The sequence below is a fragment of the Pedobacter montanisoli genome, assembly GCF_022809115.1.
Lineage (GTDB): Bacteria > Bacteroidota > Bacteroidia > Sphingobacteriales > Sphingobacteriaceae > Pedobacter > Pedobacter montanisoli.
In genome coordinates this window covers 176,196-201,119 of sequence record NZ_JALGBH010000002.1, presented here as the reverse complement: position 1 = coordinate 201,119, position 24,924 = coordinate 176,196, and the positions used below count along the sequence as shown (strand labels likewise).

23 protein-coding genes are annotated in these 24,924 nt (G+C 35.7%); 11 read left to right on the top strand and 12 right to left on the bottom strand.

Annotation, left to right across the window (positions count from 1 at the left end):
* Positions 1 to 112: 112 nt before the first annotated feature.
* Complete coding sequence (locus MMF97_RS08645; protein WP_243361542.1) at positions 113 to 418, top strand: hypothetical protein; 306 nt, start codon at positions 113 to 115, stop codon at positions 416 to 418.
* Positions 419 to 510: 92 nt separating this feature from the next.
* On the opposite strand, the gene ispG is transcribed toward MMF97_RS08645, so the two are convergent.
* From ispG to MMF97_RS08620, 5 genes are all read right to left on the bottom strand, one after another.
* Entirely contained in the window at positions 511 to 2,478 is a 1,968-nt protein-coding gene (ispG, locus tag MMF97_RS08640) for a (E)-4-hydroxy-3-methylbut-2-enyl-diphosphate synthase (RefSeq protein WP_243361541.1), read from the bottom strand.
* A 153-nt stretch (positions 2,479 to 2,631) separates the two neighbouring features.
* Positions 2,632 to 3,231 carry an RDD family protein gene (locus tag MMF97_RS08635; RefSeq protein ID WP_243361539.1) on the bottom strand — a complete coding sequence of 200 codons (600 nt, stop codon included), beginning with the start codon at positions 3,229 to 3,231 and terminating at the stop codon, positions 2,632 to 2,634.
* Between the two features lie 33 nt (positions 3,232 to 3,264).
* Positions 3,265 to 4,233 (bottom strand): LiaF transmembrane domain-containing protein, encoded by a 969-nt coding sequence (locus MMF97_RS08630; protein ID WP_243361537.1) that lies wholly within the window; start codon positions 4,231 to 4,233, stop codon positions 3,265 to 3,267.
* A gap of 39 nt (positions 4,234 to 4,272) precedes the next feature.
* A complete protein-coding gene (locus MMF97_RS08625) occupies positions 4,273 to 4,947 on the bottom strand; it encodes a PspC domain-containing protein (RefSeq protein WP_243361535.1) in 675 nt (224 codons plus the stop codon).
* Positions 4,948 to 4,958: 11 nt separating this feature from the next.
* Positions 4,959 to 5,648, bottom strand: a complete 690-nt coding sequence (locus MMF97_RS08620) for an SDR family oxidoreductase (RefSeq protein ID WP_243361533.1) — start codon at positions 5,646 to 5,648, stop codon at positions 4,959 to 4,961.
* A gap of 133 nt (positions 5,649 to 5,781) precedes the next feature.
* Here MMF97_RS08620 and MMF97_RS08615 point away from each other — a divergent pair, with 133 nt between their 5' ends.
* The 3 genes from MMF97_RS08615 to MMF97_RS08605 are packed head-to-tail and all read left to right on the top strand — an operon-like array spanning position 5,782 to position 8,157.
* Entirely contained in the window at positions 5,782 to 6,516 is a 735-nt protein-coding gene (locus tag MMF97_RS08615) for an MlaE family ABC transporter permease (RefSeq protein WP_243361532.1), read from the top strand.
* Positions 6,513 to 7,265 (top strand): ABC transporter ATP-binding protein, encoded by a 753-nt coding sequence (locus MMF97_RS08610; protein ID WP_243361529.1) that lies wholly within the window; start codon positions 6,513 to 6,515, stop codon positions 7,263 to 7,265. The genes MMF97_RS08615 and MMF97_RS08610 overlap by 4 nt, the downstream gene beginning before the upstream one ends.
* A 7-nt stretch (positions 7,266 to 7,272) precedes the next feature.
* Positions 7,273 to 8,157, top strand: coding sequence for a class I SAM-dependent methyltransferase (locus tag MMF97_RS08605; RefSeq protein ID WP_243361527.1), 885 nt, complete (start codon positions 7,273 to 7,275; stop codon positions 8,155 to 8,157).
* Between the two features lie 56 nt (positions 8,158 to 8,213).
* Here the strand turns inward: MMF97_RS08605 and MMF97_RS08600 are convergent, their stop codons facing one another.
* Positions 8,214 to 8,546, bottom strand: coding sequence for a single-stranded DNA-binding protein (locus tag MMF97_RS08600; protein WP_243361525.1), 333 nt, complete (start codon positions 8,544 to 8,546; stop codon positions 8,214 to 8,216).
* 186 nt (positions 8,547 to 8,732) lie between these two features.
* On the opposite strand from MMF97_RS08600, the gene MMF97_RS08595 reads away from it, so the two are divergent.
* Genes MMF97_RS08595 through MMF97_RS08580 form a run of 4 tightly spaced genes read left to right on the top strand, consistent with a single transcriptional unit; the run spans position 8,733 to position 10,713 of the window.
* Entirely contained in the window at positions 8,733 to 9,089 is a 357-nt protein-coding gene (locus tag MMF97_RS08595) for a hypothetical protein (RefSeq protein WP_243361523.1), read from the top strand.
* Positions 9,090 to 9,130: 41 nt separating this feature from the next.
* The gene (locus MMF97_RS08590; RefSeq protein ID WP_243361521.1) at positions 9,131 to 9,595 is read left to right on the top strand and encodes a GyrI-like domain-containing protein; all 465 of its coding nucleotides are present in this window, start codon (positions 9,131 to 9,133) and stop codon (positions 9,593 to 9,595) included.
* 26 nt (positions 9,596 to 9,621) lie between these two features.
* Complete coding sequence (locus MMF97_RS08585; RefSeq protein WP_243361519.1) at positions 9,622 to 10,350, top strand: (S)-benzoin forming benzil reductase; 729 nt, start codon at positions 9,622 to 9,624, stop codon at positions 10,348 to 10,350.
* A 3-nt stretch (positions 10,351 to 10,353) separates the two neighbouring features.
* Positions 10,354 to 10,713 carry a DUF4180 domain-containing protein gene (locus MMF97_RS08580; RefSeq protein ID WP_243361518.1) on the top strand — a complete coding sequence of 120 codons (360 nt, stop codon included), beginning with the start codon at positions 10,354 to 10,356 and terminating at the stop codon, positions 10,711 to 10,713.
* Between the two features lie 62 nt (positions 10,714 to 10,775).
* Here the strand turns inward: MMF97_RS08580 and gyrB are convergent, their stop codons facing one another.
* Positions 10,776 to 12,734 carry a DNA topoisomerase (ATP-hydrolyzing) subunit B gene (gene gyrB / locus MMF97_RS08575; protein WP_243361516.1) on the bottom strand — a complete coding sequence of 653 codons (1,959 nt, stop codon included), beginning with the start codon at positions 12,732 to 12,734 and terminating at the stop codon, positions 10,776 to 10,778.
* Positions 12,735 to 12,899: 165 nt separating this feature from the next.
* Here gyrB and MMF97_RS08570 point away from each other — a divergent pair, with 165 nt between their 5' ends.
* A complete protein-coding gene (locus MMF97_RS08570) occupies positions 12,900 to 13,499 on the top strand; it encodes an OmpH family outer membrane protein (RefSeq protein ID WP_243361514.1) in 600 nt (199 codons plus the stop codon).
* 60 nt (positions 13,500 to 13,559) lie between these two features.
* On the opposite strand, the gene MMF97_RS08565 is transcribed toward MMF97_RS08570, so the two are convergent.
* The 3 genes from MMF97_RS08565 to MMF97_RS08555 form a co-directional block, all read right to left on the bottom strand.
* Positions 13,560 to 15,470 carry a redoxin domain-containing protein gene (locus MMF97_RS08565; RefSeq protein ID WP_243361513.1) on the bottom strand — a complete coding sequence of 637 codons (1,911 nt, stop codon included), beginning with the start codon at positions 15,468 to 15,470 and terminating at the stop codon, positions 13,560 to 13,562.
* A gap of 122 nt (positions 15,471 to 15,592) precedes the next feature.
* Positions 15,593 to 16,123 carry an adenine phosphoribosyltransferase gene (locus MMF97_RS08560; protein WP_243361512.1) on the bottom strand — a complete coding sequence of 177 codons (531 nt, stop codon included), beginning with the start codon at positions 16,121 to 16,123 and terminating at the stop codon, positions 15,593 to 15,595.
* Between the two features lie 2 nt (positions 16,124 to 16,125).
* Positions 16,126 to 17,022, bottom strand: coding sequence for a ComEA family DNA-binding protein (locus MMF97_RS08555; protein ID WP_243361510.1), 897 nt, complete (start codon positions 17,020 to 17,022; stop codon positions 16,126 to 16,128).
* Between the two features lie 73 nt (positions 17,023 to 17,095).
* Between MMF97_RS08555 and MMF97_RS08550 the strand changes: the two genes are divergently transcribed.
* Positions 17,096 to 18,847, top strand: coding sequence for a lysophospholipid acyltransferase family protein (locus MMF97_RS08550; RefSeq protein ID WP_243361509.1), 1,752 nt, complete (start codon positions 17,096 to 17,098; stop codon positions 18,845 to 18,847).
* A 361-nt stretch (positions 18,848 to 19,208) separates the two neighbouring features.
* Positions 19,209 to 20,414 (top strand): hypothetical protein, encoded by a 1,206-nt coding sequence (locus MMF97_RS08545; protein ID WP_243361507.1) that lies wholly within the window; start codon positions 19,209 to 19,211, stop codon positions 20,412 to 20,414.
* Between the two features lie 66 nt (positions 20,415 to 20,480).
* Here MMF97_RS08545 and MMF97_RS08540 read toward each other — a convergent pair whose 3' ends face one another.
* Positions 20,481 to 21,905, bottom strand: a complete 1,425-nt coding sequence (locus MMF97_RS08540) for a hypothetical protein (protein WP_243361505.1) — start codon at positions 21,903 to 21,905, stop codon at positions 20,481 to 20,483.
* A gap of 151 nt (positions 21,906 to 22,056) precedes the next feature.
* On the bottom strand, positions 22,057 to 24,861 hold the full coding sequence (locus MMF97_RS08535) for a TonB-dependent receptor (protein ID WP_243361503.1): 2,805 nt from the start codon (positions 24,859 to 24,861) through the stop codon (positions 22,057 to 22,059).
* Positions 24,862 to 24,924 lie beyond the last annotated feature (63 nt).

The window sequence follows — 24,924 nt, the reverse complement described above, 5'->3', positions numbered from 1 at the left end:
AAGGATTGTAATCTGAACACTTGTAATGGACGACCATTGTTTTTTTAAGGTTTGAGGGTCTATAAGTTTGAACTATTAAAATAACAGATAAACACCATAAAAAACCTGATATATGAAAAAGTTAATTCTTACAGCGATTACCATTTTTATAATGGCCGCTTGGGCAAAAGCACAAAACAAAGCTGATTTCGCAAATTGGGTGGTTGAGAGCAATGTTAAAACTCCAAAAATCCAGTCGATTAAATTTTACAATGCTCAACAGGAACTGATTTACGAGGAAGAAGTAAAAGATTTTAAAGTAAAAATCAGCAAGAAAAAAATAAGAACAGTTTTAAATGCCATACTTGATGAAGTATTACAAAAAGACAAAGCTATACAAAAAGAAAACCTGGTTATGGCAAGGTTGAAAAAGAATTAAGACATAAGCAAGGATTGCCAGAAATTACAACTTACATTTAATGTTTTTCATGCTCTTTAAATATAAGATTTTGGCATCCTTTTTTCTTCTTATTAATCTTCTTTTTCTACCCAGTTTCCGTCTGTTCTTATAATCTCGATCAGCTCGTTAATCGCTTCGGCTGTTTTAACGTTCTTCTTCACTACTTCTTGCCCACGGTAAAGCGTAATTCTATCAGGACCTGCACCTACATAACCATAATCGGCATCAGCCATTTCGCCCGGGCCATTTACAATACAGCCCATAATACCAATTTTAACACCTTTTAAATGCGAGGTACGTGATCTTATAGCCTGTGTAGTTTCTTGTAGATCAAATAGAGTACGTCCGCAGCTTGGGCATGAAATGTATTCTGTTTTTGAAATACGTGTACGCGAAGCCTGCAATATGCCAAATGAAACAGAGTTGATTACTGAAAGTGGCGTATCCTTTGAATTGAGCCAAACTCCATCACCAAAACCATCTACCTGCAAGCCACCTATATCTGTAGCGCTGTATAACTGTAAATTTTCATCGCTTATCTGCTCAAAATCACGTCTGATGATTACAGGAATTTTGATTTCTGCATTGCATAGATCTATAAAAGCTTTTCTAAGTGTTTGCAATGCATTTTGCTGTTCAGTATATAAAATCAGAACAGTATTGGTAAGTGTTTTTATTTCATCAACAACCAGCTCTTCGGCTAGTACCTGAACAAAATTGAGTTTACTATCTTTTTGCTTAGCGCCCTTAAATTCTTTTAAAGTCAATAAAGGATGTGTATTCTCTTTATTGCTTAAATTTAGCCATGTTTGGTAGTTATAAAGCTGCTTTAAGCCTCCCGGAAAAGAAAAAGATGGTAATTGGTCTCCTAAATAAACCATATCGCAGGCCTGGTCAGAAAGATTGTATTTATCAAGCAAAGCAGAATAACTGAAACCCACCCCATTTAAAATAGCCGGATCTTTTAAATTCTGTCCTGTCAAATCAATCACTACTCTTGGTACCTGATGACCACCAAAGTTTACAACTTCTTCTGTTTTTCTTCTTTGGTAATGATAAGGATTGTAACCAGAAGTCTGAAGTCTGAAGTTCGAAGATAGGATGTTATCAGTCTGAGCTTGTTGAAGGCCAACTTCAAACCTGTTAACCAGGGCCTTTGCCACTGGCGCTTCAAATTCAGGGTCTTCGGTTAATGAAACTCTTACTGTATCGCCTAAGCCATCTGCTAAAAGCGTACCTATGCCTACGGCAGATTTTATGCGTCCATCTTCGCCATCTCCAGCTTCGGTAACGCCTAAATGTAAAGGGTAATTCATACCTTCTTTAACCATAGTTTGCACCAACAGGCGGTAAGCCTGTACCATTACCTGCGTATTGCTGGCTTTCATGGAAATAACCAGGTTATAAAATTTCAGGTCTTCGCAGATACGGATAAACTCCATGGCAGATTCTACCATTCCCTCTGGCGTATCGCCATAATGGCTCATGATACGATCTGATAACGATCCATGATTGGTACCAATACGCATAGCTGTACCATATTCTTTACAGATTTTTACTAAAGGCGAGAATTTTTTATAAATCCTTTCGAGCTCTGCCTGATAGGTACTTTCTGTATATACTAAATTTTCAAACTTCTTTTTATCGGCATAATTTCCAGGATTTACACGCACTTTTTCTACAATACGTGCCGCAGCTTCAGCAGCATTAGGTGTAAAATGAATATCTGCCACCAAAGGCACATCGTAACCACGCATACGAAGTTCCTTTTTTATGTTAGCCAGATTTTCGGCTTCTTTAACACTTGGCGCCGTGATACGCACATATTCACAGCCCGAGTGAACCATTCTTATGGTCTGCTCTACGGTTGCCATGGTATCCATGGTATCGGTAGTGGTCATAGATTGGATACGGATAGGATTATGCCCGCCCATGGGCACGTTTCCTATGTTCACTTCTCGTGTTAAAAACCTTGAATATTGGGTTAAACTATTGCAATAACCACCTGGCAAACCGGCCATTTTCTCTATATTCTGCATGGTTTAGCAAAGATACGCTAAATGTTAGATTGTTAGATTGATTGATTGTTATTTTATTGATGCCTGACAAACCTAAGGCTGGTTTAAATTTTTGGATATTTTTATCACGAACTTCTCGATTGAATTCGGGACAAATTGTTTCAGAATCTAATTTTAGATTAACCTATCTTTAACCACCAATGTATTGGCCATTACATCATGCAGGCATTGCTGCTTCTTGTTAAGAAAGCTGTATAAATAGCCAAAGAAAAGAGTAAGAACAGAAAAGATTTTCAAAAAATTCCTCAGTAAAGAAACACCTAAACTAAGTCTGTTTCCGAACATATCTCCTACTTTTATGGCCAAAATTCGTTTGCCAATAGTAGCCTGTTTTATAGAGGCCTCGGCTAAAGAGCTGTATAAAAATTTTGCTATGGGTATTACAATTAAGGTCGATAACAGGATCATCAACATTTCTTTCTGATTGTTTACAATTAAATAAACAACCACCATTAAAGACACGTAGATTAGTACAATAAAGAAATAATCTATTGCCGAAGCAAGTAATCTCTGATCAAAAGAAGCAAAGTATTGAGGTACAGTTTGCTGAAAGCGAAAACCCATAAGCTCCCGCAATTCGGGCAGCTCATGGGCTTCTTTATAGTCATCCATCCCCGGTTTTCTGATAAAAGTTCCCGGTTTGATGTTCAGCTTTCTTAATTCATCTAATGTATAAGGCCCTTGTGGCTTACCATCTATTACTACTGTGTACAAGGCAAATAATTATTTTTATAAAAACAGCGGCAACTAATATCTGCTTACATTAAAGTTGCTTAATCCGCCATTTAAATTTATAAAAACTTTTTGTTTTGTTTCCTTATAACCTGGTGTTTCATAAACACCGTCGCTGATTTTGGTAAATCCTTCAAAATCCCTGTTAGACAGACCTGTTTCTGTTTTAATACGACATCCCGATGTTTCAGGCACACTAATTTCTACATTTGCCACTCCTGTTTTAACATTGATATCGCTAATCGGCATCAACTTCCCTACTTTAAGAACAACATCTGCAGCACCTCCATCAAAATTCAATGTGCGTACTTTATAATCGCTTAAATCAAAATCTAATTTACCTGCGCCCATTGCCAGGTTCAAATACCATACAGGAGTAGTGCTTAGGTTCAGCTCAACGCTGTTATTTCTTCCTGAACCAAAAGACCATGATTTATTTCTGCTTCCTTTATCCTGCATTTTAAAGGTTAATACATTAGTGGTATCTGTGGTATTCTTGTTTAAGAAGAATCTACCCGATCTGCGTTTTACCTTTGCATAAAACAAGCTATCTGAATTGCCTTTCAGTTCAAAAAGCGTACCTCCGCCTGAAAGATTTAAAATTGTTTTTTTAGCTGTATCTGCTGCAACAATAGGTTCAAAAAAAGTTAAAGTTTCACCTTCATTTCTTTCATTATCTATATCAAGATTAAAATCATTGTCGCTATTCCTGTTACCTCCCCAGAAATATCTATTTCTTGGATTCTCCTGTCCTTTAAAGAAAAGGAATGATAAGGTGATAACCACCACAACCAACGATAATATGCTACCTACTTGCGAGTTGTTACGGTTAAACAGCATATTTAAGCCACCAACAATTAAAAATATTGGCCAAAAATGCCATACGTTACGCCAGTAAAAGTGTATGATATTTAAATTATCTAATAGTAATATACCTCCTATAAAAAGTAATATCACTCCCCAAACTATACGTTCAAATTTCATGTGTATGCTATTTAAAGTTAAACCTTATTAATAATTACGTTACTGAGCGCTATCAGATTGTTCGTCTTTTTTCTGCTCTTCAATTATTTGTGCATCTTCTATGGTAGAATCATTGGGCTTTCCAGGCTGTTCTTTTTCCTGTTGAGCAGTTTCTGTTTGGCGCTTAAAATTCTCCCAATCGGCTTTACCTCTACTTCTAAAAATAAGGCTTACACCCAGAACTACAATAGCAAGTGGCCACAATTTGTAAATTTTAAAGATGCTAAACCAGTAAGGGACCATGCCCAATTCTCTTAATAGAAAATACACTCCAAGTGCCAGTAAGATTAAACCTACCACAGTTCTACTGGTGTCATTGCTCTTTTTGAACTGGTTTAAATTGGGTTGTTGTTCAAAATTAGGCGTATTCCATTTGGTTTGCTCTTCAGACTGATATGGGTTGCTGAAAGCTTCTGAGGAATTGAACATCGAATTAGGCTGTTTATTCTTAAAATAATCATTAAACTGTTTATATTTTAAGGTAGGATCATTATTTACAGGAAGTATAATCCATAAAACAATATAAGCTATAGCGCCTAAACCGGCAGCAAATATGGTAGTTAAAATAAATAACAATCTTATAATGGCAATATCCACACCCATATAATCGGCTAAGCCCGAAGCTACACCTGCAACATATTTATTATGTTCGTTTCTATATAATCTCTTTTCCATTTTTTCGAAACTTAAAAATTCAACGGAGTTAACATAATTTCATCAACATTTACACCTTTACTCAAATTTAACACACAGGTAATTAATTGTGCAATATCCTGTGGTTGTACAAATTTTTCCGGACTAATGGTTGTTCCCTCCCATGATGCTGTTAATGTTGAGCCCGGTAAAATGGCTGTAACTTTGATGTTGTGCTGAGCTAACTCATCTCTTAACACGTTATTAAGACTGAGCAATGCTGCTTTTGTTACACTATAACTTCCAGCTCCTTTAACCGGACCTTTACTGGCAACAGAGCAGATGTTAAAAATATGCCCACTTTGCTTTTTACACATCATTTTACCCAAGCGTTTTGCCAAGTAATATGCCGCATTTACATTAATCTGCTGCTGTATTTCAAAGTTTTCATCCTCCTCATCCAGAAGATTCTGCGGCAGAAAAATTCCTGCATTATTTACGAGTACATCAACCTGATCAAAAGTATTTTCTACCTTTTCTGCAAAATTAATTACATCTGCTTTTTGGGTACAATCGGCTTGCATGGCCAATATATTTATAGGATAACTTTCTAATTCCTGTTTAAATAAGTTGAGTTCATTTTGATTACGTGAACATATAGCCAGATGGTAGCCTTGTCTAGCCAGTTCTACCGCAATTGCTTTACCTATGCCCTTGGTTGCCCCTGTAATAACTGCATTCATTTTTTATTGCTTAACTATAAAATACGAACAATTATAAACTAAATCGTAATATTTTTTAAATAAAAACAACCTGCCAGAACATTTTTGTTGTTACTTTGTATATTAATAGTTTAAACTAAGCAAATTCCCATAAATGAATTTTACCAATTTTGGACGTTACATTTTATTGCTAAAGGCAGCCTTTAGAAAGCCTGAAAAGTGGAGTATTTATTTGAAAGCTATTTTTCAGCAGATGAATTTTATAGGTTTAGGTTCATTAGGTTTAATCAGTATTATCTCTACATTTATTGGGGCCGTAATGACATTACAGATTGCTTTCCAGCTGGTAAGTGATTTCATTCCTAAATCTATTATTGGTTCTGTTAACCGTGACTCAACTATTTTGGAGTTAAGTCCTACCATTAGCGCTATTGTATTGGCAGGTAAAATCGGTTCGGCAATTTCTTCAGAAATTGGAACTATGCGGGTTACCGAACAAATCGATGCTTTAGAAATTATGGGTATTAATGCTCCGGGATACCTTATTTTACCTAAAATTCTTGCAGGTATAACCATGGTTCCTATTTTGGTTATTTTTTCGATGGTATTAAGTATTACCGGAGGCTATATTGGTGGTACTTTATCAGGAGCTGTAACCGCAAACGAATATATACAAGGTATCACTACTGATTTTAATCCTTATACCATTACTGTAGCATTGGTTAAAGCTTTTGTTTTTGGCTTCATTATTACATCAGTACCCGCTTATGAAGGGTTTTATGTTAAAGGCGGAGCACTTGAAGTAGCACAGGCCAGTACAAGGGCAGTCGTAATTAGTTGTATAAGTATTTTAGCCTGCGATTACATTGTAACCCAATTATTATTATGATCGAGATCAAAGACATCCATAAATCATTTGGCGACAATGAGGTTTTAAAAGGTATTTCAGGCAAATTTGAACCAGGTGTAACCAATCTGATCATTGGAGGCTCAGGCTCAGGTAAAACCACCCTTTTAAAATGCATGATCGGGTTACATCACCCTGAACAAGGCAGCGTAATGTACGATGGACGTGAGTTTACCCAGCTCAATACCGAGGAACGAATAGAAATCAGGAAAGAAATAGGTATGCTTTTTCAAGGTTCTGCGCTTTTCGATTCGATGACGGTTGAAGAAAACATTATGTTTCCTTTGAATATGTTTACAGATCAAACCAGAAGTGAAAAGTTAGACCGGGTAAATTTTTGTTTGGATAGAGTAAATCTTGAAGGCAGAAATAAATTATTCCCTGCCGAATTATCGGGCGGTATGAAAAAACGTGTAGGTATTGCACGGGCTATTGCCATGAACCCTAAATACCTGTTTTGCGATGAACCTAACTCGGGACTTGACCCTAAAACCTCTATCGTAATTGACGAGCTGATCAAAGAAATTACGGAAGAATACAACACCACAACCATTGTGGTAACCCACGATATGAACTCTGTAATGGGTATTGGTGATCATATCCTGTTTTTACATGAAGGCAAAAAATTCTGGGAAGGTTCAAATAAAGAAATCGCCAAAACAGATGTACCCGAACTGAACGATTTTGTGTTTGCCAGCCGTTTTATGAAAGCTGCAAAAGATAAGTTATAATTTTAGAATGATACAACTACTTACGCCAACGCACTGGAAAGATTACGAGTTAATAGACTGCGGCGATTTTGAGAAGCTGGAACGCTTTGGCAATTTAATATTATCAAGACCCGAACCTCAGGCGGTATGGAAAAAGGTTCTAACTGAACAGGAGTGGAAAAAAAGAGCACACATTCATTTTAAAGGCCGCTCTGCAACTACGGGCGACTGGATAAAATTCGCAAAAAACGCACCCGATCGCTGGAACATCAATTACAAAAACAACGATATTAGCATTAATCTTCGTTTAGGATTAACTTCATTTAAACATGTGGGCGTTTTTCCTGAGCAGGCAGTTAACTGGGATTACATTTCTTCTTGTGTTAAAAAATTTAAATGTGAGCAACCTAAAGTTTTAAATCTCTTTGCTTATACAGGAGCCGCTTCTTTGGTTGCCCGTGCAGCAGGAGCCGATACTACTCACGTAGATTCTATAAAGCAGGTAGTAACCTGGGCTAATGAGAACCGGGAACTATCAGACCTGAAAGACATTAGATGGGTAGTTGAGGATGCTTTAAAATTTGTAAAAAGAGAATTAAAGCGCGGAAAGAAATACAACGGTATTATTCTTGATCCACCTGCGTTTGGTCATGGACCTAATGGTGAAAAGTGGAAACTGGAAGACCATATACAAGAAATGATGCAAGATGTTGTTCAATTATTAGATCCTGAAGAACATTTCTTAATTCTGAACACTTATTCACTCGGATTTTCATCGGTGATTGTAGAAAACTTAATTAAGACCTCTTTTCCACAGGTACGAAACCTCGAAACTGGCGAGCTGTTTTTACAGGCAACTTCAGGTGTAAAGTTACCTTTGGGCGTTTTTGGCAAATTCAATACTTTTAAATAAGATCTTATTTGATTATAAAAGGGTTGTTACTTGAAAGTAACAACCCTTTCATTTTATCAGTTACTGATTGCCTGCATCGTTTGCACTACAATCTCGGTAACTTGCTTCTTTAAACCTTTTTTAGTTTGGTAGCTTAAAGATTGTAAGCGCCCTTCAACTGTTAAACGGGTTCCTTTTTTAATGGTATCTAAGGCTCTATCTGCATGTTCGTTCCAGAAAACCAATTGAAACCAGTGCGTTCTTTTTACAGGCTCTCCTTTGATGTTTTTATAATACTCGTTTACTGCCAAGCTAACACGTGCTAACTTTTGTTTTTCAGTAAAATTTTTGATCTGAACTTCTGTTCCTGCATTACCTGTAAGGGTTACTTTGTTGATTACATTTTTCATAAAAATACATTTAGATTAAGTGATTAACGACCAGTAGCTTTTTGCTTACCGACGATACAAAGTTGTTGACCTTTTCAAATTTTATCCGGAGTTTATACAGTTATATCCGTATATAACCGATTACAAACGGATAACGCCTGTTAATAATATTAAGGATTAATGCTATCTTTAAGAAGTATTTAATTTATGGAACAACGACTTTGTTTAGATTGTAATACCGAAATTAAAGGGCGCTCAGATAAAAAGTTTTGCGACGACCAATGCCGTAGCAATTACAACAACAAGATTAGAGCATCCGACAATGACTTTGTCAGAAAAATCAACCAGATATTAATTAAGAACAGGAAAATATTAAAAGATGAAAATCCTGAAGGCAAAGCTAGGATCAATAAAAACAAGTTGCTGAAAAAGGGATTTAATTTTAACTATTATACCCATGTTTACAAAACACAGACGGGAAATCTTTATACTTTCTGTTATGAATTTGGCTTATTACACCTCAATGAAGATCAGGTTCTTATTGTAAGAAAAGAAGAAATGTAAAAGCTAAAATCATATACCTTATCCCACAACCTCAATGATCAATGGAAACTACGACATTACAAGATTTTAAACTGATTGGCATTAAACTTCCTCATAAAACTACTAACCTAAACGGACAGTCGGGCATAGATTGTGGTAACTTCTGGCAAAAATTTGAAACCGGAAATTATATTGAACGTATACCTGGTAAATTAAGCAATGAAATCTATGCAGTTTATTTTGAGTACGAAGGGGATCATCTTATGCCTTATTCGTACTTTATAGGTTGCAGAGTTAATCCTGATACAGTCACCCCTGCAGATCTAGAAGCTTTAAGTATACCCGAATCTGTTTATACAAAGATAATAGCAAAAGGTAAAATGCCCGATTGTGTAGCCCATACCTGGAAAAAGATATGGCTAAGCGATACCAACAGAGCTTATCAATACGATTTTGAAGTATATGGAGAAAAGAGCGCCGACTGGCAAAATGCAGAAGTTGATATTTTTTTATCCGTTAATGTTTAAAGCACATCTTATTCAATTTATAACCCATGAAAAAAGTATTGATCATAACCGGGGGCAGTAAAGGCATTGGGGAAGGGATTGTAAACGCTTATCTAGCTGATGGTTTTAAAATATATTCCATTGCACGCAACGTTAATAAAGATTTATCAACTGCGGTAAAGCAATTTGCTTTTGATTTAACCTTAATTGAAAATATAGAAAGACTATTTGAAGATATTTTCAAAGAAATTGATCCAAAAGAAACCGGGCAGATTACACTCATTAACAATGCTGGTACCTTAGGAGAAATAGCTCCTCTTGCAAGATTAAAACCTTTAGATATGCAGCAGACAGTTGCACTTAACCTCACTTCTGTATTTGTAAGCTGTGCAATATTTATTAAAAGCTGTCAATCCTGGTCATGCAAAAAAAGCATCATAAATATCTCATCTGGTGCAGCTCAGAAACCTTATTTTGGTTGGTCTGTATATTGTGCCACCAAATCTGCCATTGATATGCTCAGCAAAAACATTGCGCTTGAACAGGAAGAAGAAAAACATCCTGTAAAAGTATTGAGTATAGCTCCAGGTGTGGTTGACACAGGTATGCAGGCAAAGATCAGGAGCAGTAGTAAAGATAACTTCAAAACCATAGATCGATTTATACAGCTCAAAGAAGATAATCAATTATTAAAACCTGATTATGTTGGCCATTCTATTTTACAAATGAATCAGGACGATCAACTTATTTCAGGCAGTATATTAAGAGTACAATAAAATATGCAAATCATAAATCCACCTATGTCTGATGGCACTACTGTAGAGATTATAGCCGACCAATATATTATTAATAATATTGATGATGGAGCAGATCTGTTGGGAAATCTTTATTATCAGGGCTATGCTCAGGTTATAATTCATGAAGAAAATATCAATCCACAATTTTTTGACCTTAAGACCAAAATAGCCGGAGAAATTCTACAGAAATTTGTCAATTACAAAGTAAGACTATGCATTATAGGAGATTTTGCGAAATATAACAGCAAAAGCCTGAATGATTTTATTTATGAAAGCAATAAAGGAAAAGCTGTTAATTTCTTATCACATACAGATCAGGCAATTGAAAAATTTAAACATTAATATTAAAAAAGGCGTTTGAAAATATTTCTCAAACGCCTTTTTATATTTCGCTCTGCTTTTATCTAAGCATCAATTTTTGCATACTTGGCATTACGCTCAATAAATTCTCTGCGTGGTGCTACTTCATCACCCATTAACATAGAGAAAGTATAATCGCATTCTGCTGCATTTTCAATCGTAGCCTTCATTAAAGTACGTGTAGCTGGGTTAAGTGTAGTTTCCCAAAGCTGCTCGGCGTTCATTTCTCCCAAACCTTTGTAACGTTGTACGTGCACACTATCCTCCTTACCTGCGCCTTTTAAACGTTGTATAGCAGCATCACGTTGTACATCATTCCAGCAATATTCAAAATCTTTACCTTTTCTAACCTGATATAATGGCGGTGCCGCAATGTAAACATAACCAGCCTCTATTAGGGCCTTCATATAACGGAAGAAGAAAGTTAAGATCAGGGTAGTAATGTGCGAACCATCAATATCAGCATCGGTCATGATAATGATTTTATGGTAACGCAGTTTGGTTAAGTTCAAAGCTTTATCATCCTCTTCCGTTCCGATACTCACACCTAATGCAGTAAACATATTCTTGATTTCGTCATTTTCGTAGATTTTATGCTCCATAGCTTTTTCTACGTTAAGGATTTTACCTTTTAAAGGTAAAATAGCCTGATAATTACGATCACGTCCCTGTTTAGCGGTACCACCCGCCGAGTCACCCTCTACCAAGAACAATTCGCATTTTTCAGGATCGCTATCTGAACAGTCTGCCAGTTTACCAGGTAAACCAGAACCTCCCATTACACTCTTACGTTGCACCATTTCGCGTGCTTTACGTGCCGCAGCTCTTGCAGTAGCAGCCAAAATAACCTTATTAACGATCATTTTAGCTTCTTTAGGATTTTCTTCTAAGTATATACCTAAAGCTTCACCTACAGCAACATCAACCGCTCCCATCACCTCAGAGTTACCTAATTTGGTTTTGGTTTGTCCTTCAAACTGAGGTTCAGCTACTTTAACCGAAACTACAGCTGTTAAACCCTCTCTAAAGTCATCCCCTGTAATCTCGAACTTAACGTTTTTAAGCAACCCCGATTTCTCAGCGTAAGCTTTTAAAGTACGGGTTAATCCACGTCTGAAACCTGCAATATGCGTTCCTCCCTCGTGCGTGTTAATGTTGTTTACATAAGAATGCACGTTTTCAGAGTAGCTGTCATTGTACTGCATAGCCAACTCAACCGGAATACCACTTTTTATCCCTTCTACATAAATAGGTTCAGGAATTAAAGAAGGACGAGTACCGTCCAAGAATTGTACAAATTCTTTTAATCCACCTTCAGATTTAAAAGTTTCTGAAAGAAATGAACCATCTTCGTTTACTTCCCGCTCATCGGTTAAAGTTAAACTAATGCCTTTATTTAAGAAAGATAACTCACGTAAACGCGATGCCAATGTATCATAACGATATTCGATAGTTTGGGTAAAAATCTCATCATCTGGCTGGAATGTTTGTATCGTTCCAGTTTTATCTGATACGCCAATTTCTTTTACGTCAAAAAGCGGTTTACCTCTTTCGTATTCTTGCGTAAAGATTTTACCCTCACGGTGAACAACCGTTTTCATATGGATAGACAAGGCGTTAACGCAACTTACCCCCACACCGTGTAAACCTCCTGATACTTTGTAAGTATCTTTGTCAAATTTACCACCGGCATGCAATACGGTCATTACAATTTCTAAGGCCGATTTACCTTCTTTTTTATTGATGCCTGTAGGAATACCACGACCATTATCTTCTACAGTAATGGAATTTCCTTTATGTATAGTAACAAAAATATCGGTACAATATCCTGCTAAAGCTTCATCTATGGAGTTATCTACAACCTCATAAACCAAATGGTGTAAACCTTTAACTCCGGTATCTCCAATGTACATCGATGGACGCTTACGTACAGCTTCCAAGCCTTCTAGTACCTGAATATTATCTGCAGAATAATTTGAGTTTTGAACTGTTTCTTCGCTCATAAATTTAATTAATACTTAAAGATTCAAAAATAGCGATTTTTACCGTAAAAACGGCAGGTGTGGATAACTATTTACCTATAAAAATTGTAATAAATTCATGAAAAAAAACTTGCTTTTAGGATTTCGGTTTTGATTTCTATATTTGTTAAAATTTAAAGTAGTAGAATGAAAATAAACGGATTAAAATTAGGTGGAATTGCAACAGCCGTAGCATTGGCTTCTGTAATTGCCTCTTGTAGCAACAACGCCCCTAAAACTGAAAGTGGTGTTGCAAAAACAACCTCAACCGACGTTCAAAAAGAAAGTATTGTATATGTTAATTCAGATACGCTTTTAGCTAAATATGAATATTCGAAAGATATACAGAAAAAAATGGAAACCAAAGGTAAAGCAGCCGATAATGATTTAGCTGCAAAAGGTCAGGCTTTCCAACGTGAGGTACAACAATATCAATCGCAGGCTAACACTTTACCTGCAGATCAAAGAGCTGCTACTGAACAAAGATTGGCACGCAAGCAACAGGAATTACAGGCTTATCAGCAGAATGCCGGTGCTGCTTTGCAAAATGAGCATGCAAAAGAGCAGGAAGCTTTATACAATAAAGTAACTGAGTTCTTAAAAAGCTATGCCAAAGATAAAGGTTATAAAATGGTGTTAACCTATGCTAAAGGTAACAGTGCTATTTTATATGCTGAACCTGGTTTAGATGTAACCGCAGAAGTACTAAAAGGCTTAAACGACGCTTACACAAAAGATAAGAAATAAGCTTTATAAGCTCAATAAAAAAGGCGCCTAGAGGCGCCTTTTTTATTGAATAACGTTCTTTTATTTTGTTTCTTTGGCAAGACTGATCATTACATCCAGCTCTTTAACTGTAGCATCTGCTGACCCGCCAAAACCTACTTTTTTAAATCTGATATTCCCGTTTGGATCAATAATATACTTTTGAGGAATACCATCTCCATTTAAATTGTAACTATCTATCACATCAAACTTGCTTGGATCCTGCTTATTCTTTGTATCCAGTAGCACATTAAAGGTATATTTTGAATTTGCTGCCATAAAATCTTTCACTACTTTTTCTCTGTTCTCTTCGGTTTGCCATGTATTTACAAATAAAAATTCAACCTTAGGGTCATCTTTGTATTTCTCAACAGCCATTTGCATACCCGGAAAAGAAGCTATACACGGACCACACCAGGTAGCCCAGTAATCTACAATTACAACCTTACCTTTTAGTTTTTCAAGACTTACAGTTTCTCCCTTTAAATTAACCAAAGTAAATTTGGGAGCTGGTCTGTTGATCATTTCTTTTACAAATTTTTCACGCTCTTTCTCTAAAGCCTCACGCTCCAGTTTGGCATAGTAAACATCAAAACCTTCATTACCCTGATAAGCTTTCTTCAATGCTCCCTTAATTTCAGCTCCTCCTTTTCCTTCCTTAATAAATCTTTCTCCATATTCTCTGGCATCTTTAAATCGGTTATTGTCTGCTAAAAAAACAACATAACGGCTGTTCATATCGGCACTGCTAAAATTGTTCATTTTAACAGCTTGTTTCTGGTATTTTAAGGCTTCTGCTTTATTACCGGAATGATTTAGCAATAATGCATAAGTATCTGCATATGAAGCCCAGTTACTTTCTAAGTTCTTCAGATAATCTTCTTTTGAGTTATAAAAAGCAGGAACGGGATCTTGCTTAGCGGCATCTAACAAATCCAGTGATTTTTTTGAAATCTGAGTAGCAAAAACAACGTTTTCGTTCTTTTCTGCACAGGCCCATGCAAAACTGTTACAAATACTAGCTAAACTTGTTTTATTCTTTATTTTATTAGCATAGTCTTCAAATTTTTGGTTATTCTTTTCTTGACCAAAAGCACTTGCCAACTCCATGTATAACCCCTCTAACTTTTTGTAATCTGCTTCATTATTAACATTCAGTTTAAAGTTTTTAACCAGTTCATTCAGTTTTTCTTCTTTTTTTACAGCTGATGTTTCACGATATATAACATTAGCAGTTTGTCCAAACATATAGTTACCATGTGGATATTTGGTTTTAATAATATTATATACTGAATCTGCAGATGATTTTAATTTCAGCGCATTGTACACCAATGCTATTTTGTTCAAATCACTTTCAGATGCATCACGTTTCTGATTAAGCTGTTTAATATAAGCATGTGCTAAAGATGAACCTTTAGTTTTATCAACCCCATTAACCAATCCCAAATAGTTTACATAATAAGTTTCTTTAAGTTTGGTATCTTCTGCAAAAGCACTTTCGTAAGCCTTTATTGCTTTTTCCTTATCGGTTTCTGCTCCTGAAAGCGATTTACCCAATCCGCTATAGAACTGTGCCTGCCAGTAATAAGACATTGCCGTTGGCTTACCATTTTGATAAAACAAAGTATAATAACCTGCCGGATTTTCATCTTTGGTGCCGTCTGCCGAAAATACCAACACAGCAATAGAAGTACTATCTACCGGAACAAAACTTCCTCTATAGACACTACCTTCTTTTTCCAGTTTTATATCAACTTTTTTATAACGGGTATTGACAAATGTTTGAGCAATGCAAGTTACATTGGCTAAGCCTTCTAACTTAGTTCCTTTAGTATTGTACTCAAAATTTAGTGCTTTTCCAGCCTCGGGTTTATCAGGCAAGAATTTTACGTTTTGTGCAAAGGCTGTTATACCTGCAATGAATGCACAAATCATTAATGTGATTTTTTTCATAATAGGGTTCTTTTAGGTTAACTAAATATATAGTTTTATTTTTGATAAAACAAAATTTACTCAACCTATTTAGGTATAAATCAATATGATATACACTTAAGACAATTATGAATTACGGTAATTTATAAGTAAGATATCAGCGAAAATACATTCGGATTAAAAGTTTGCAGTCGCTGTTTTCCGTTTAAAAATTCAAGATTAATGATAAAAGAATAACCAGCCACATGTGCACCCAATTTTTCAATTAGCTGTGAGGCTGCAACAACCGTACCTCCTGTAGCCAGCAAGTCATCATGGATCAATACTTTCTGACCGCTTATAAAAGCATCCTCATGCACTTCTAAAGTTGCTGTTCCATATTCTAAAGCATAAGATTGCTGAATTGTACGGTAAGGCAGTTTGCCCGCTTTTCTAATGGGCACAAAAGGCACATTCAAAGCCTGAGCTAAAGACATCCCAAACAAAAAACCCCGGCTTTCTATACCTGCTATTACATCTACGTTTAAAGACTGAAGCTGCTCTGCTAACGCTTGAGTAATCTCTTTACACAAAACAGGATCTTTTAAAATGGGTGTTATATCTTTAAAAATTATTCCCGGTTTAGGGAAATCTGCAACATCGCGAATGGTATCTTTAATTTTTTGCTCCAGCATTTTTAAAATTCAAGGTAAGGAGAAATCTTTTGAATGATTTCGGGGCTCAAGATAAGTACTTTATTTAAATCTTCGACACTTTTATAATTGCCATGTTGCTTTCTGTATTGTATAAGCGCATTGGCCTGTTTACCCGTTAAATAAGGATGATTTTTAAGTTCATCATATTGAACGGCATTGATGTTAAGCTTTTTTAAATTTTCTCTATTGATAGCGATCTCATCTTTGATCTGGTTATATTTTGCACTGTCTATACCAAACACTTCCATCAACTGTTCTTTTTTATAAAAGCCGCCTAATCTTTCTCGGTATTTTGCAATGCGCCGGGCAAATGCTGGGCCTATACCCCTAATCAAAGTAAGTTCAATCGTATCGGCATTATTGATTTCAACCAGTACAGGTTCTTTTTTTGTAAAAGCGCTTTTGAAAGTATTTTCCTGTTTCGGCGCTGTAATCTGCACATAAGTCAACAACTCCTCATATTTCTGGGGAGAAATGGTGTACATTTTTTTCAGGTCTTCGGGTTTATAGAACCGACCACCTTTTGCCACATAATTTACAATAGATTGAGCCTGTTTCAAGGATAAACCCAACAACTGCCATTTGTTAGCGTCTATAATATTGGGGTCAAAATAAAAGTAAGTTATCTCAGACTTAGACTTTCTTTGCGGGTAATCTTTTGGGGCATAAGTATGCGGATATAATGAGGTTTTACTATCCGCCAACTCTAGCTTTTGTATGGCGGCTACATCATTAGCATTCAATACGTTTTCTTTATGATAGTAATACCGATAGATAAAAGGGAACAAATAAGACAGCAATATTAAGCTCAATAATAATATTAAACCATTAAACTCTGCTTTTGTAAACACAATGTACTTATTCAACCAATTTTTCATTGCGCAAAACGTTTAGTATAAATATAAATCTTATTTTTGAAACTGCTTATTAAAAAATAAGCCTGCCTCACACATGAAAATTATTACTACTAAAGAATTTGCTCAGGCAACAAAAATAGATAAGTTAGGCGTTCCCGGTCTTGCCGCTTTATTAATGGAAGTAATGAAACTTAATGATATTAATAAAGTTTTTTCGCAGAACCAACACTTTGAAGGATTAGAATTTGTTGATAAGATATTAGAAACCATTGGGGTTTCCATAGATTTTGATGAAGAAGACCTTAAAAACATTCCCAAAACAGGCGGTTTTATAGCTATTGCCAACCATCCTTACGGAGGGGTTGAAGGTTTAGCCCTGGTAAAATTACTTTGCGCAGTACGTCCTGAAGCTAAAGTAATGGTTAACTTTATTTTAAAAAAGATACCTAATTTAAGCCAGTTCTTTGTTGCGGTAAATCCGTTTGAAAACATACAGCATTCATCAAGTATAAGTGGTTTAAAAACAACTTTTGATTTATTACAAAGCGGTACACCGATTGGTATTTTTCCTGCGGGTGAAGTTTCTACTTTTAATGTAGAACAGCAGGAAGTAACAGACCGTTTATGGCATCCTGTAGTTGGAAAACTGGTAGCCAGAGCCAAAGTACCTGTTGTTCCTATATATTTCCACGGCAATAATGGTGTTTTATTTAACATCTTAAGCTTTATACATCCTACATTACGTACAGCAAAACTACCTTCAGAGTTTTTAAATAAACAAGGACTCAAAATAAAGGTAAGGATTGGTAAACCTATCAAAATAGAAGACATTTCTTATAACAGGGATACCAATAAATTACTTGATTTCTTACGTGCACGCACTTATGCCTTAGGTACCAGTATCGAGGAGGAAAAGAAATTGTTCAACCCTATCAGCTTGTTCAAGATCAAGAAAAAGCCTGCAGAAATTGTTGAAGAAACAGATAAAAACTTAATCGTAAACGAAGTTTCCCAACTTGAAAACTATAAAGTTTGGGAAGAAAAAAATTACGAGGTATATATTGTGCCTACTACCGGTATTCCTTATATACTGAGGGAAATTGGCCGTTTAAGAGAAATCACTTTCAGACAGGTGGGCGAAGGCACCAACAAAAAGATAGATCTTGACAATTACGACATCTATTACAATCACCTGTTCATCTGGGATAAAGAAGCCCAAATGATTGTGGGAGCTTACCGTATTGGTAAAGGCGATGAAATTTTGAACACAATGGGCAAAAGAGGTTTCTATATTTCTGAGCTTTTCAAAATCAAGGAACCTTTCTACCCGGTTCTACGTCAGGGTATTGAATTAGGTCGTTCGTGGATCAGAAAAGAATATCAGCAAAAACCGCTACCTCTTTTCTTATTATGGAAAGGCATTTTAAAGTATTTACTGCTAAATCCGCAGTACAGATATATGTTTGGTCCGGTAAGCATCAGCAACAGTTTTTCTAAGTTCAGTAAAGCCCTTATTGTTGATTTTATTACCAAAAATCACTTTGATTATGAGATGGCGCATTATGTTAAGCCTCGTAATAAATTCAAGGCAGACCTTACTTCTATTGACAAAGATCTGTTGATAGAAAACAGCGAATCGCTTAAAGATCTGGATGGCCTGATTGCCGATATTGAATCAAATCACATTAAAATTCCTGTTCTGTTACGACAGTATATGAATTTAAACGCCAAGATTATCTGCTTTAATATAGACCCTAAGTTTTCAGACTGTCTGGATGGTTTTTTAGTCGTCGACACTCAGAAAATACCAGCTGAAATGCTGGAAAAGATTGGAAAAAACATGTAATAAATAGCAAAAAGCCCTGACATCCATCGGGGCTTTTTACCATCAACTAACCTAAACTGTATGAATAAAATACTACCAAATATTTTACGCCTCAAAGGTAAAATTGTAGTATTAAGCTTCTGTAAAGTACAGGTTATCTTATAGTCTTAACAGCAAATTACATTGAAAAACTGTTGCTGATCTTTCCATAAAAGAGCCATGCGCTTTATTTTTCTATGTTAACTCAAGCCAAAATCGCTTATACTTTACATTAACTTAACCCTAAAAATCTTTTTTGGGTAAAATGGTAGTTTTTCCAGCAGATTTGTTAGGTATCTTATGTTAATATTATTTAAATTCATTGTTAACTCAATATTAATAAATGTATTCAGCTGTAAAATATAAGCTATTCTGGTTATTGGCCCTACTGATAAATTTATGTCCTTTTACTCACGTAAAAGGACAACAGTACAGCTTTGAATTTTATAACGGAACTTTTAATTTCCGTGCAGACAGCATATTCCAAAAGAATTTTTCTGCAAATCTCGATGCAAACAATGTTCAGCGGTTTTACCAGCAGCTCAATAATGCCAACACAGAAGAATTGATCTCTTCTCTAAAGAGTTATAAGGAGAAATACCAGCTAAATGACTGGCTGTATTATCAATTGGTAAGAAAAACCGCAGAGCAACTCAGCCCAAAAGCAAAAAATTATCCTAGTTATACTTTGTACAAATGGTTTTTGATGACAAAATCGGGTTACGATGCCCGAATTGCAATAGGCAACAACCAGATTATCTTTTACATACGTTGTGATGAAGATATTGCTGACATTCCCTTTTTTATGATTAACGATAAGAAATATATGTGCCTGAATTACCACGATTATCAAAAAATGTTTAAACAGGCCGATACGTATATTCCCATTGACATAGGAGTTAAAGGAGCAGAAAAAGCTTTCAGCTATAAAGTAACTAAAATGCCCGAGTTTAAGCCTGAAGATTATAGTGAAAAACAGATCGCTTTCAATTATAAGCATAAAGCCTATCATTTTAATGTGAAGGTAAATAACGAAGTTGCCCAGATCTTTGCAAATTATCCCGGTGTTGATTTTGAAACCTATTTTAACATTCCCTTAAGCAAAGCAACTTATCAGTCTCTTATTCCATTGCTAAAAGAAAATGTAAAAGGAATGCCTGTTAAAAAAGGGGTAGATTATCTGATGCAGTTTACAAGGTATGCGTTCTTATATGAAAACGATCAGGAAAATTTTGGTAAAGAGAAACGCCTATCTCCCGAGCAAACTCTACTTTCTGCTTACAGTGATTGCGACGATCGTGTAGGGCTGTTTTTTTTACTGGTTAAAGAAATCTACAACTTACCCATGATTGCTATTCTTTATCCTACCCATATTACCATGGCTGTAGCCTTTGATAAGCCCATTGGCGAAGGTATAAAGTACAATGGCAAGCTCTATTCTGTTTGTGAGCCTACTCCCCAGAAAAGAAATCTTAAAATTGGCGAAATAGCTGATCATTTAAAAAAACAAAAATATGAAATTGTATATGCTTATGAGCCTTCTTTATAAGCATAATGTTTACAAAAAAGCCTCAAAACATAATGTTTTGAGGCTTTTTATTTTAAGTTACAAGTATTATTTTACTGCTCCTGGAGTGGTATAAGCCAATGATTGCGGATCAAAATGTGCCCATCCTGCTGTCCAGTCAGTTGCGCCGAAAGCACCTTTATAAGCTACAGTTTTATCAAAGAAGGTATCTCCTGTAAATTTAGCATCTGTAAACAAAGCTCCCGTTGCTGCAATAGAACCTGCTTTTAAAGTAAAATCTGGGCGACCAACTTTAGTACTTAAATCTTTAGAGAACAAGTTTGGAGCATTGAATAAATCTGCTGCATATAATGCATCGTTAAAGACGTTATTAGCTCTTAAGCTGGTTTCAAATAATGCTTTGTTTTCGCCTTTTACTTCATTTCCTTTAGAGTTACAAGAAGCAACAATATTGTTCATAAATTTTAAAGCGCCAGAAGTATAGTTTGTAGAAGTAGCACCTGCAGTAGCAACTTTACTATCATCTATATATATTCCTTCAGGGAAACCTGCAAAAACACTGTTAAATGTGCTTAATGAAGAGTTACGGCGAATTTGTGCTGCATGCTGAAAGTTAGCGTTTTGTTTACCTTTATCGCCAGCTGCTGAAATTGGACCAATGATAGTGATATTAGAGAAAATAGCACTTGTTTTTGGAGTTAAGTTTGAGCCTGATCCATCATTATCTGATTCAAAACCGTTTGAACCTGATTGATCGGCTGTAACGATTAAACGCTGACCTACTGCAAACTGAATTTTACCAGAGTAACCGAAGTCAGTATCAAAATCATCATCCCATCCATCAATAGCAACTAAGTGTTTAGCATTTACAGTTCCACCAAACCACTCAAAAGAATCATCTCCTGAACGGTAAACTTGAACGTAGTCAACTGTAGTACCATCACCCACGCCACCAAAAGTAACACCGTTGATTTCGTTATCCGGACTCAAAGGAATACCTGCGAACTCTACACGTACATATTTTAATACACCTGAGTTATCATGCGGATCGTTACCTCCGTATTTACCTTTACCAGAACCGTCATCTGCTATACCTTCTATAGATACGTCTGTTCCCTGATTAACCGGTGCTTTACCTAATAAAATCAAGCCACCCCAATCACCTTCTCTCCTTGCGCCAGCTGGTTGAGCCGAAGTAAATACAATTGGTTTATCAACCGTACCTTCAGCCATGATTTTTCCGCCACGAGAAATTACTAAAGCGCCTTTTGTAACTTTATCACCTTTAATAATAGTACCTGGCTCAATAGTTAAAGTAGCCCCAGAAGTTACATAAACCGTACCTTTCAAGAAATAGATCTTATCAGCGGTCCATTTAACATTTGTAGAAATATCTCCTTTTACCTCTACCATACCATTTCCTTGATCAATAGGATCATCTACTACTTTTTTTGAACAACTTGTTACGATTAATAGTAATGCAAAAGCTGCAAATAATAATTGTTTTTTCATCAGATTTTATTTGTTTTAAAATTCTTTTTTGTCGGTCTTAATGTCCGTTCTCTGTTTTTTTATTTTGGTTTATACAAATATCCATATGATGTTTAACCTGCCTGTTAATGCTAATTTAAATTCATGTTAAGATTAACAGGCCAATGTTAAATTAAAAGACATACGAGAATGATAAAGAATAATTACTGCCTGCTTTGTAACTGCTTATGGTCTGATCATTTGTGCTTGATACCGCATTTGCCACAGGGTTATATGTTTTTGAATTGTCTTTATCAAAATACAATACATTTCTCTGATTTAGAATGTCGCCAGCATTGAATTTAAGCTCCGCTTTTTTAGAAACCTTATAGCTTAACTGGAAGTCTATAACATCGCGTGGGTTTTCCCATACACTTGGAAACTGCTGTCCACCTGCTTTATAAATTTTACGGCCTACTCTGTTATACAGCACATTAATTCCCATCTTATTTTCTAATAAGTTATGTTGTATACCAGCATTGATTACATAGGGAGCCTGTCCAACCATAGGCCTTTCCTTTTCCAGTAATTGCGGATTGTTAGGGTTTTCTACTTTTGATTTAATGATGGCTACATTTGCATAAAGCGTTGTATTTTTCAAGAAATCTGAAGTACCTATAAAATCAAGTGTTTTTCTTCCTTCAAATTCAACTCCATAAGTACTGGCTTTTTTAGAATTGAAATAAGAAACAATAGGTGTTGAGTTTACGTCATCTATATATGATTCTATAGCATTATTAAAGTTTTTATAGAAGGCTGATACCGATAAGATTTGTCCCGCTGAAGGATAAAATTCGTAACGTAAATCTATATTATCAATCAATGCACGTTTTAAGTGTGTATTTCCGGCCTGGATAGCTAAGAGTTCATAATCATAATACTGAAACGGAGCCAATTCTCTCAGTTCAGGTCTGGCTAGAGTACGTGCATACGATACTCTGAAATTAGCTTTTGGTGTGATACTGTAAGTAAAGTTTGCCGAAGGCAGGATATCAAAATAATTCTGTTCTATAGGATCTATTAAAGTACTGAAAGTATTCAGGTTAACTTTAAATTGCTCAGCCCTTACTCCCCAAACTACTCTCATTTTCTCGCCAATCTTATTATCAAGCATTAAATAAGCCGCATTATTAAGCGAATTTGCAGTGTACTTATCTCCCGCATTGGCAATTTCATCTAAACGATATTTACCTGCATTTACCAAATCACTTCCAAATAGAGTATTTAATGGACGTATTCTGATATCATTAGCCTCAGTAGGATCATTTGTATTTAAAACCAGACCTATAAAACGAACATCAAAATCGCGATCTCTGTATTGTGAATTCAAACCTGCTTTTAATGTTGCACTTTTAGAGAACATGGTTAAGGGTAATGAATAGTTTACTGTTCCTGCATAACCATTTTCATGCATTTTAGAGAATAAACGAGTGTTAGCTTTACCTAAACCAGTTATACTGGCTCTAAAACCATTTGGATCATCCCTGTCTGCAACGTTTCTAAAATATTCTACTTTACGCTGATCTGGCTGATCATTTAAAACATCATCAAAAGATAAAGACCAGTTAATCTTATCGTTCTTGCCACTCACTTTATGGTTACCTTCTATAGTAGATTTAAACAAAGTTTTTTGCAACAGGTCAAAAGCATAGAATCTAATATCACCTCTTGATACATCATTACCTTCTCTGTATAAGTAAGTATCATCAAATACTTTGTTGTAAATGTTTTTAAAAGTGATTTTGCTATTGCCATAACTATAAGCGAAATTGGCTAAAGCACCTAAGCTGGTAGAGAATTTATATTGATTATCAACAAGGTTGTAAACGTGAAAGCTTCTGGTTAAATCAGGTGTAATGCTTTGCGAATTTCTGTAAGTCAATGCAAAAATAGCTCCCAGTTTTCTGTTGTTCTCAAAGTTTTTGGTCTTACCCAAACTCAATTGGTAGTTTTGAGTAGGTAAAGCACTCATAGAATATTTATTCCAATCGTTAGGTAGTGTTTTAATGGCAGCTATATTTTTAGCCGGATCCAAGCCTGCCGATATTGCATTGGTGCTTGGGAAATTAGCGGCCAGCTCTCTGTTTCCACCATCAAAGCCTAAATAGTTAATACCAGCACGTGGGCCACTGATAAAATCTTTAAAAGTAGAAACGGTGTTATATCCTGCTCCTATTCCTATTGAGATAAAATCATTGTCAGGTACATCTTTTGTAATCACCTGTATAGCACCTCCTGTAAAGTTACCTGGAAGATCAGGAGTAGCTGTTTTATTAATGATCAGATTATCTACTAACGAAGAAGGAACAATATCAAAAGAAAATGCTTTTCTGTTAGGTTCGGTACTTGGAAGTTCTGCATGATCTAATAGTGCAGTATTATAGCGATCGCCAAGTCCGCGTATCACCACAAATTTATTATCCTGAATATTGGCACCACTAACACGCTTTAATACATCCGATGTATTTCTATCCGGAGACCTCTTAATCGATTCTGAAGATATACCATCACTTATTGAAGCACTATTTTTCTGTTGAGCATACAGGGCGTTTACACTTTCCTGTTTATAGCTTCCCGTAATCACCACTTGTTTCAGGGTTTGAGAATTAGCTTCTTCCATTACCACATTTAAATTGGTAACAGCCGCCTCCTTTACCTCAACATCTGTAATTCTTTTGGTTGCATAACTTATATAAGATATTTCTATGGCATATTTCCCAGGAGTTAATCCTGTTAAAATATATTTACCATCTATATCGGTAGCTACGCCTCTTGTGGTTCCGGCAATTTTAACAGAAACACCTATCAGGGTCTCTCCTGTTTTTTTATCCGATACAGTTCCTGAGATTTTTCCTGTTCCCTGAGCGAAAACAAACGCACTGCTCAGTACCATAATGGTAATCAGAAATGCTTTTTTTAGAGTTAATTGTGATTTCAATTTTACTGTTTTTTTGTTTCAGCAAAACTATTATCACAATGTTAGCTCTCTATTAACAAGATA

Coding starts and splice junctions, on each gene's coding strand:
- MMF97_RS08645 (WP_243361542.1), top strand. CDS start 113: ATGAAAAAGTTAATTCTTACAGCGATTACCATTTTTATAATGGCCGCT.
- MMF97_RS08550 (WP_243361509.1), top strand. CDS start 17,096: ATGAAAATTATTACTACTAAAGAATTTGCTCAGGCAACAAAAATAGAT.
- MMF97_RS08580 (WP_243361518.1), top strand. CDS start 10,354: ATGCAAATCATAAATCCACCTATGTCTGATGGCACTACTGTAGAGATT.
- MMF97_RS08600 (WP_243361525.1), bottom strand. CDS start 8,546: ATGAAAAATGTAATCAACAAAGTAACCCTTACAGGTAATGCAGGAACA.
- MMF97_RS08565 (WP_243361513.1), bottom strand. CDS start 15,470: ATGAAAAAAATCACATTAATGATTTGTGCATTCATTGCAGGTATAACA.
- MMF97_RS08590 (WP_243361521.1), top strand. CDS start 9,131: ATGGAAACTACGACATTACAAGATTTTAAACTGATTGGCATTAAACTT.
- MMF97_RS08555 (WP_243361510.1), bottom strand. CDS start 17,022: ATGAAAAATTGGTTGAATAAGTACATTGTGTTTACAAAAGCAGAGTTT.
- ispG (WP_243361541.1), bottom strand. CDS start 2,478: ATGCAGAATATAGAGAAAATGGCCGGTTTGCCAGGTGGTTATTGCAAT.
- MMF97_RS08545 (WP_243361507.1), top strand. CDS start 19,209: ATGTATTCAGCTGTAAAATATAAGCTATTCTGGTTATTGGCCCTACTG.
- MMF97_RS08570 (WP_243361514.1), top strand. CDS start 12,900: ATGAAAATAAACGGATTAAAATTAGGTGGAATTGCAACAGCCGTAGCA.
- MMF97_RS08615 (WP_243361532.1), top strand. CDS start 5,782: ATGAATTTTACCAATTTTGGACGTTACATTTTATTGCTAAAGGCAGCC.
- MMF97_RS08540 (WP_243361505.1), bottom strand. CDS start 21,905: ATGAAAAAACAATTATTATTTGCAGCTTTTGCATTACTATTAATCGTA.
- MMF97_RS08605 (WP_243361527.1), top strand. CDS start 7,273: ATGATACAACTACTTACGCCAACGCACTGGAAAGATTACGAGTTAATA.
- MMF97_RS08610 (WP_243361529.1), top strand. CDS start 6,513: ATGATCGAGATCAAAGACATCCATAAATCATTTGGCGACAATGAGGTT.
- MMF97_RS08620 (WP_243361533.1), bottom strand. CDS start 5,648: ATGAATGCAGTTATTACAGGGGCAACCAAGGGCATAGGTAAAGCAATT.
- MMF97_RS08560 (WP_243361512.1), bottom strand. CDS start 16,123: ATGCTGGAGCAAAAAATTAAAGATACCATTCGCGATGTTGCAGATTTC.
- gyrB (WP_243361516.1), bottom strand. CDS start 12,734: ATGAGCGAAGAAACAGTTCAAAACTCAAATTATTCTGCAGATAATATT.
- MMF97_RS08585 (WP_243361519.1), top strand. CDS start 9,622: ATGAAAAAAGTATTGATCATAACCGGGGGCAGTAAAGGCATTGGGGAA.
- MMF97_RS08595 (WP_243361523.1), top strand. CDS start 8,733: ATGGAACAACGACTTTGTTTAGATTGTAATACCGAAATTAAAGGGCGC.
- MMF97_RS08630 (WP_243361537.1), bottom strand. CDS start 4,233: ATGAAATTTGAACGTATAGTTTGGGGAGTGATATTACTTTTTATAGGA.
- MMF97_RS08625 (WP_243361535.1), bottom strand. CDS start 4,947: ATGGAAAAGAGATTATATAGAAACGAACATAATAAATATGTTGCAGGT.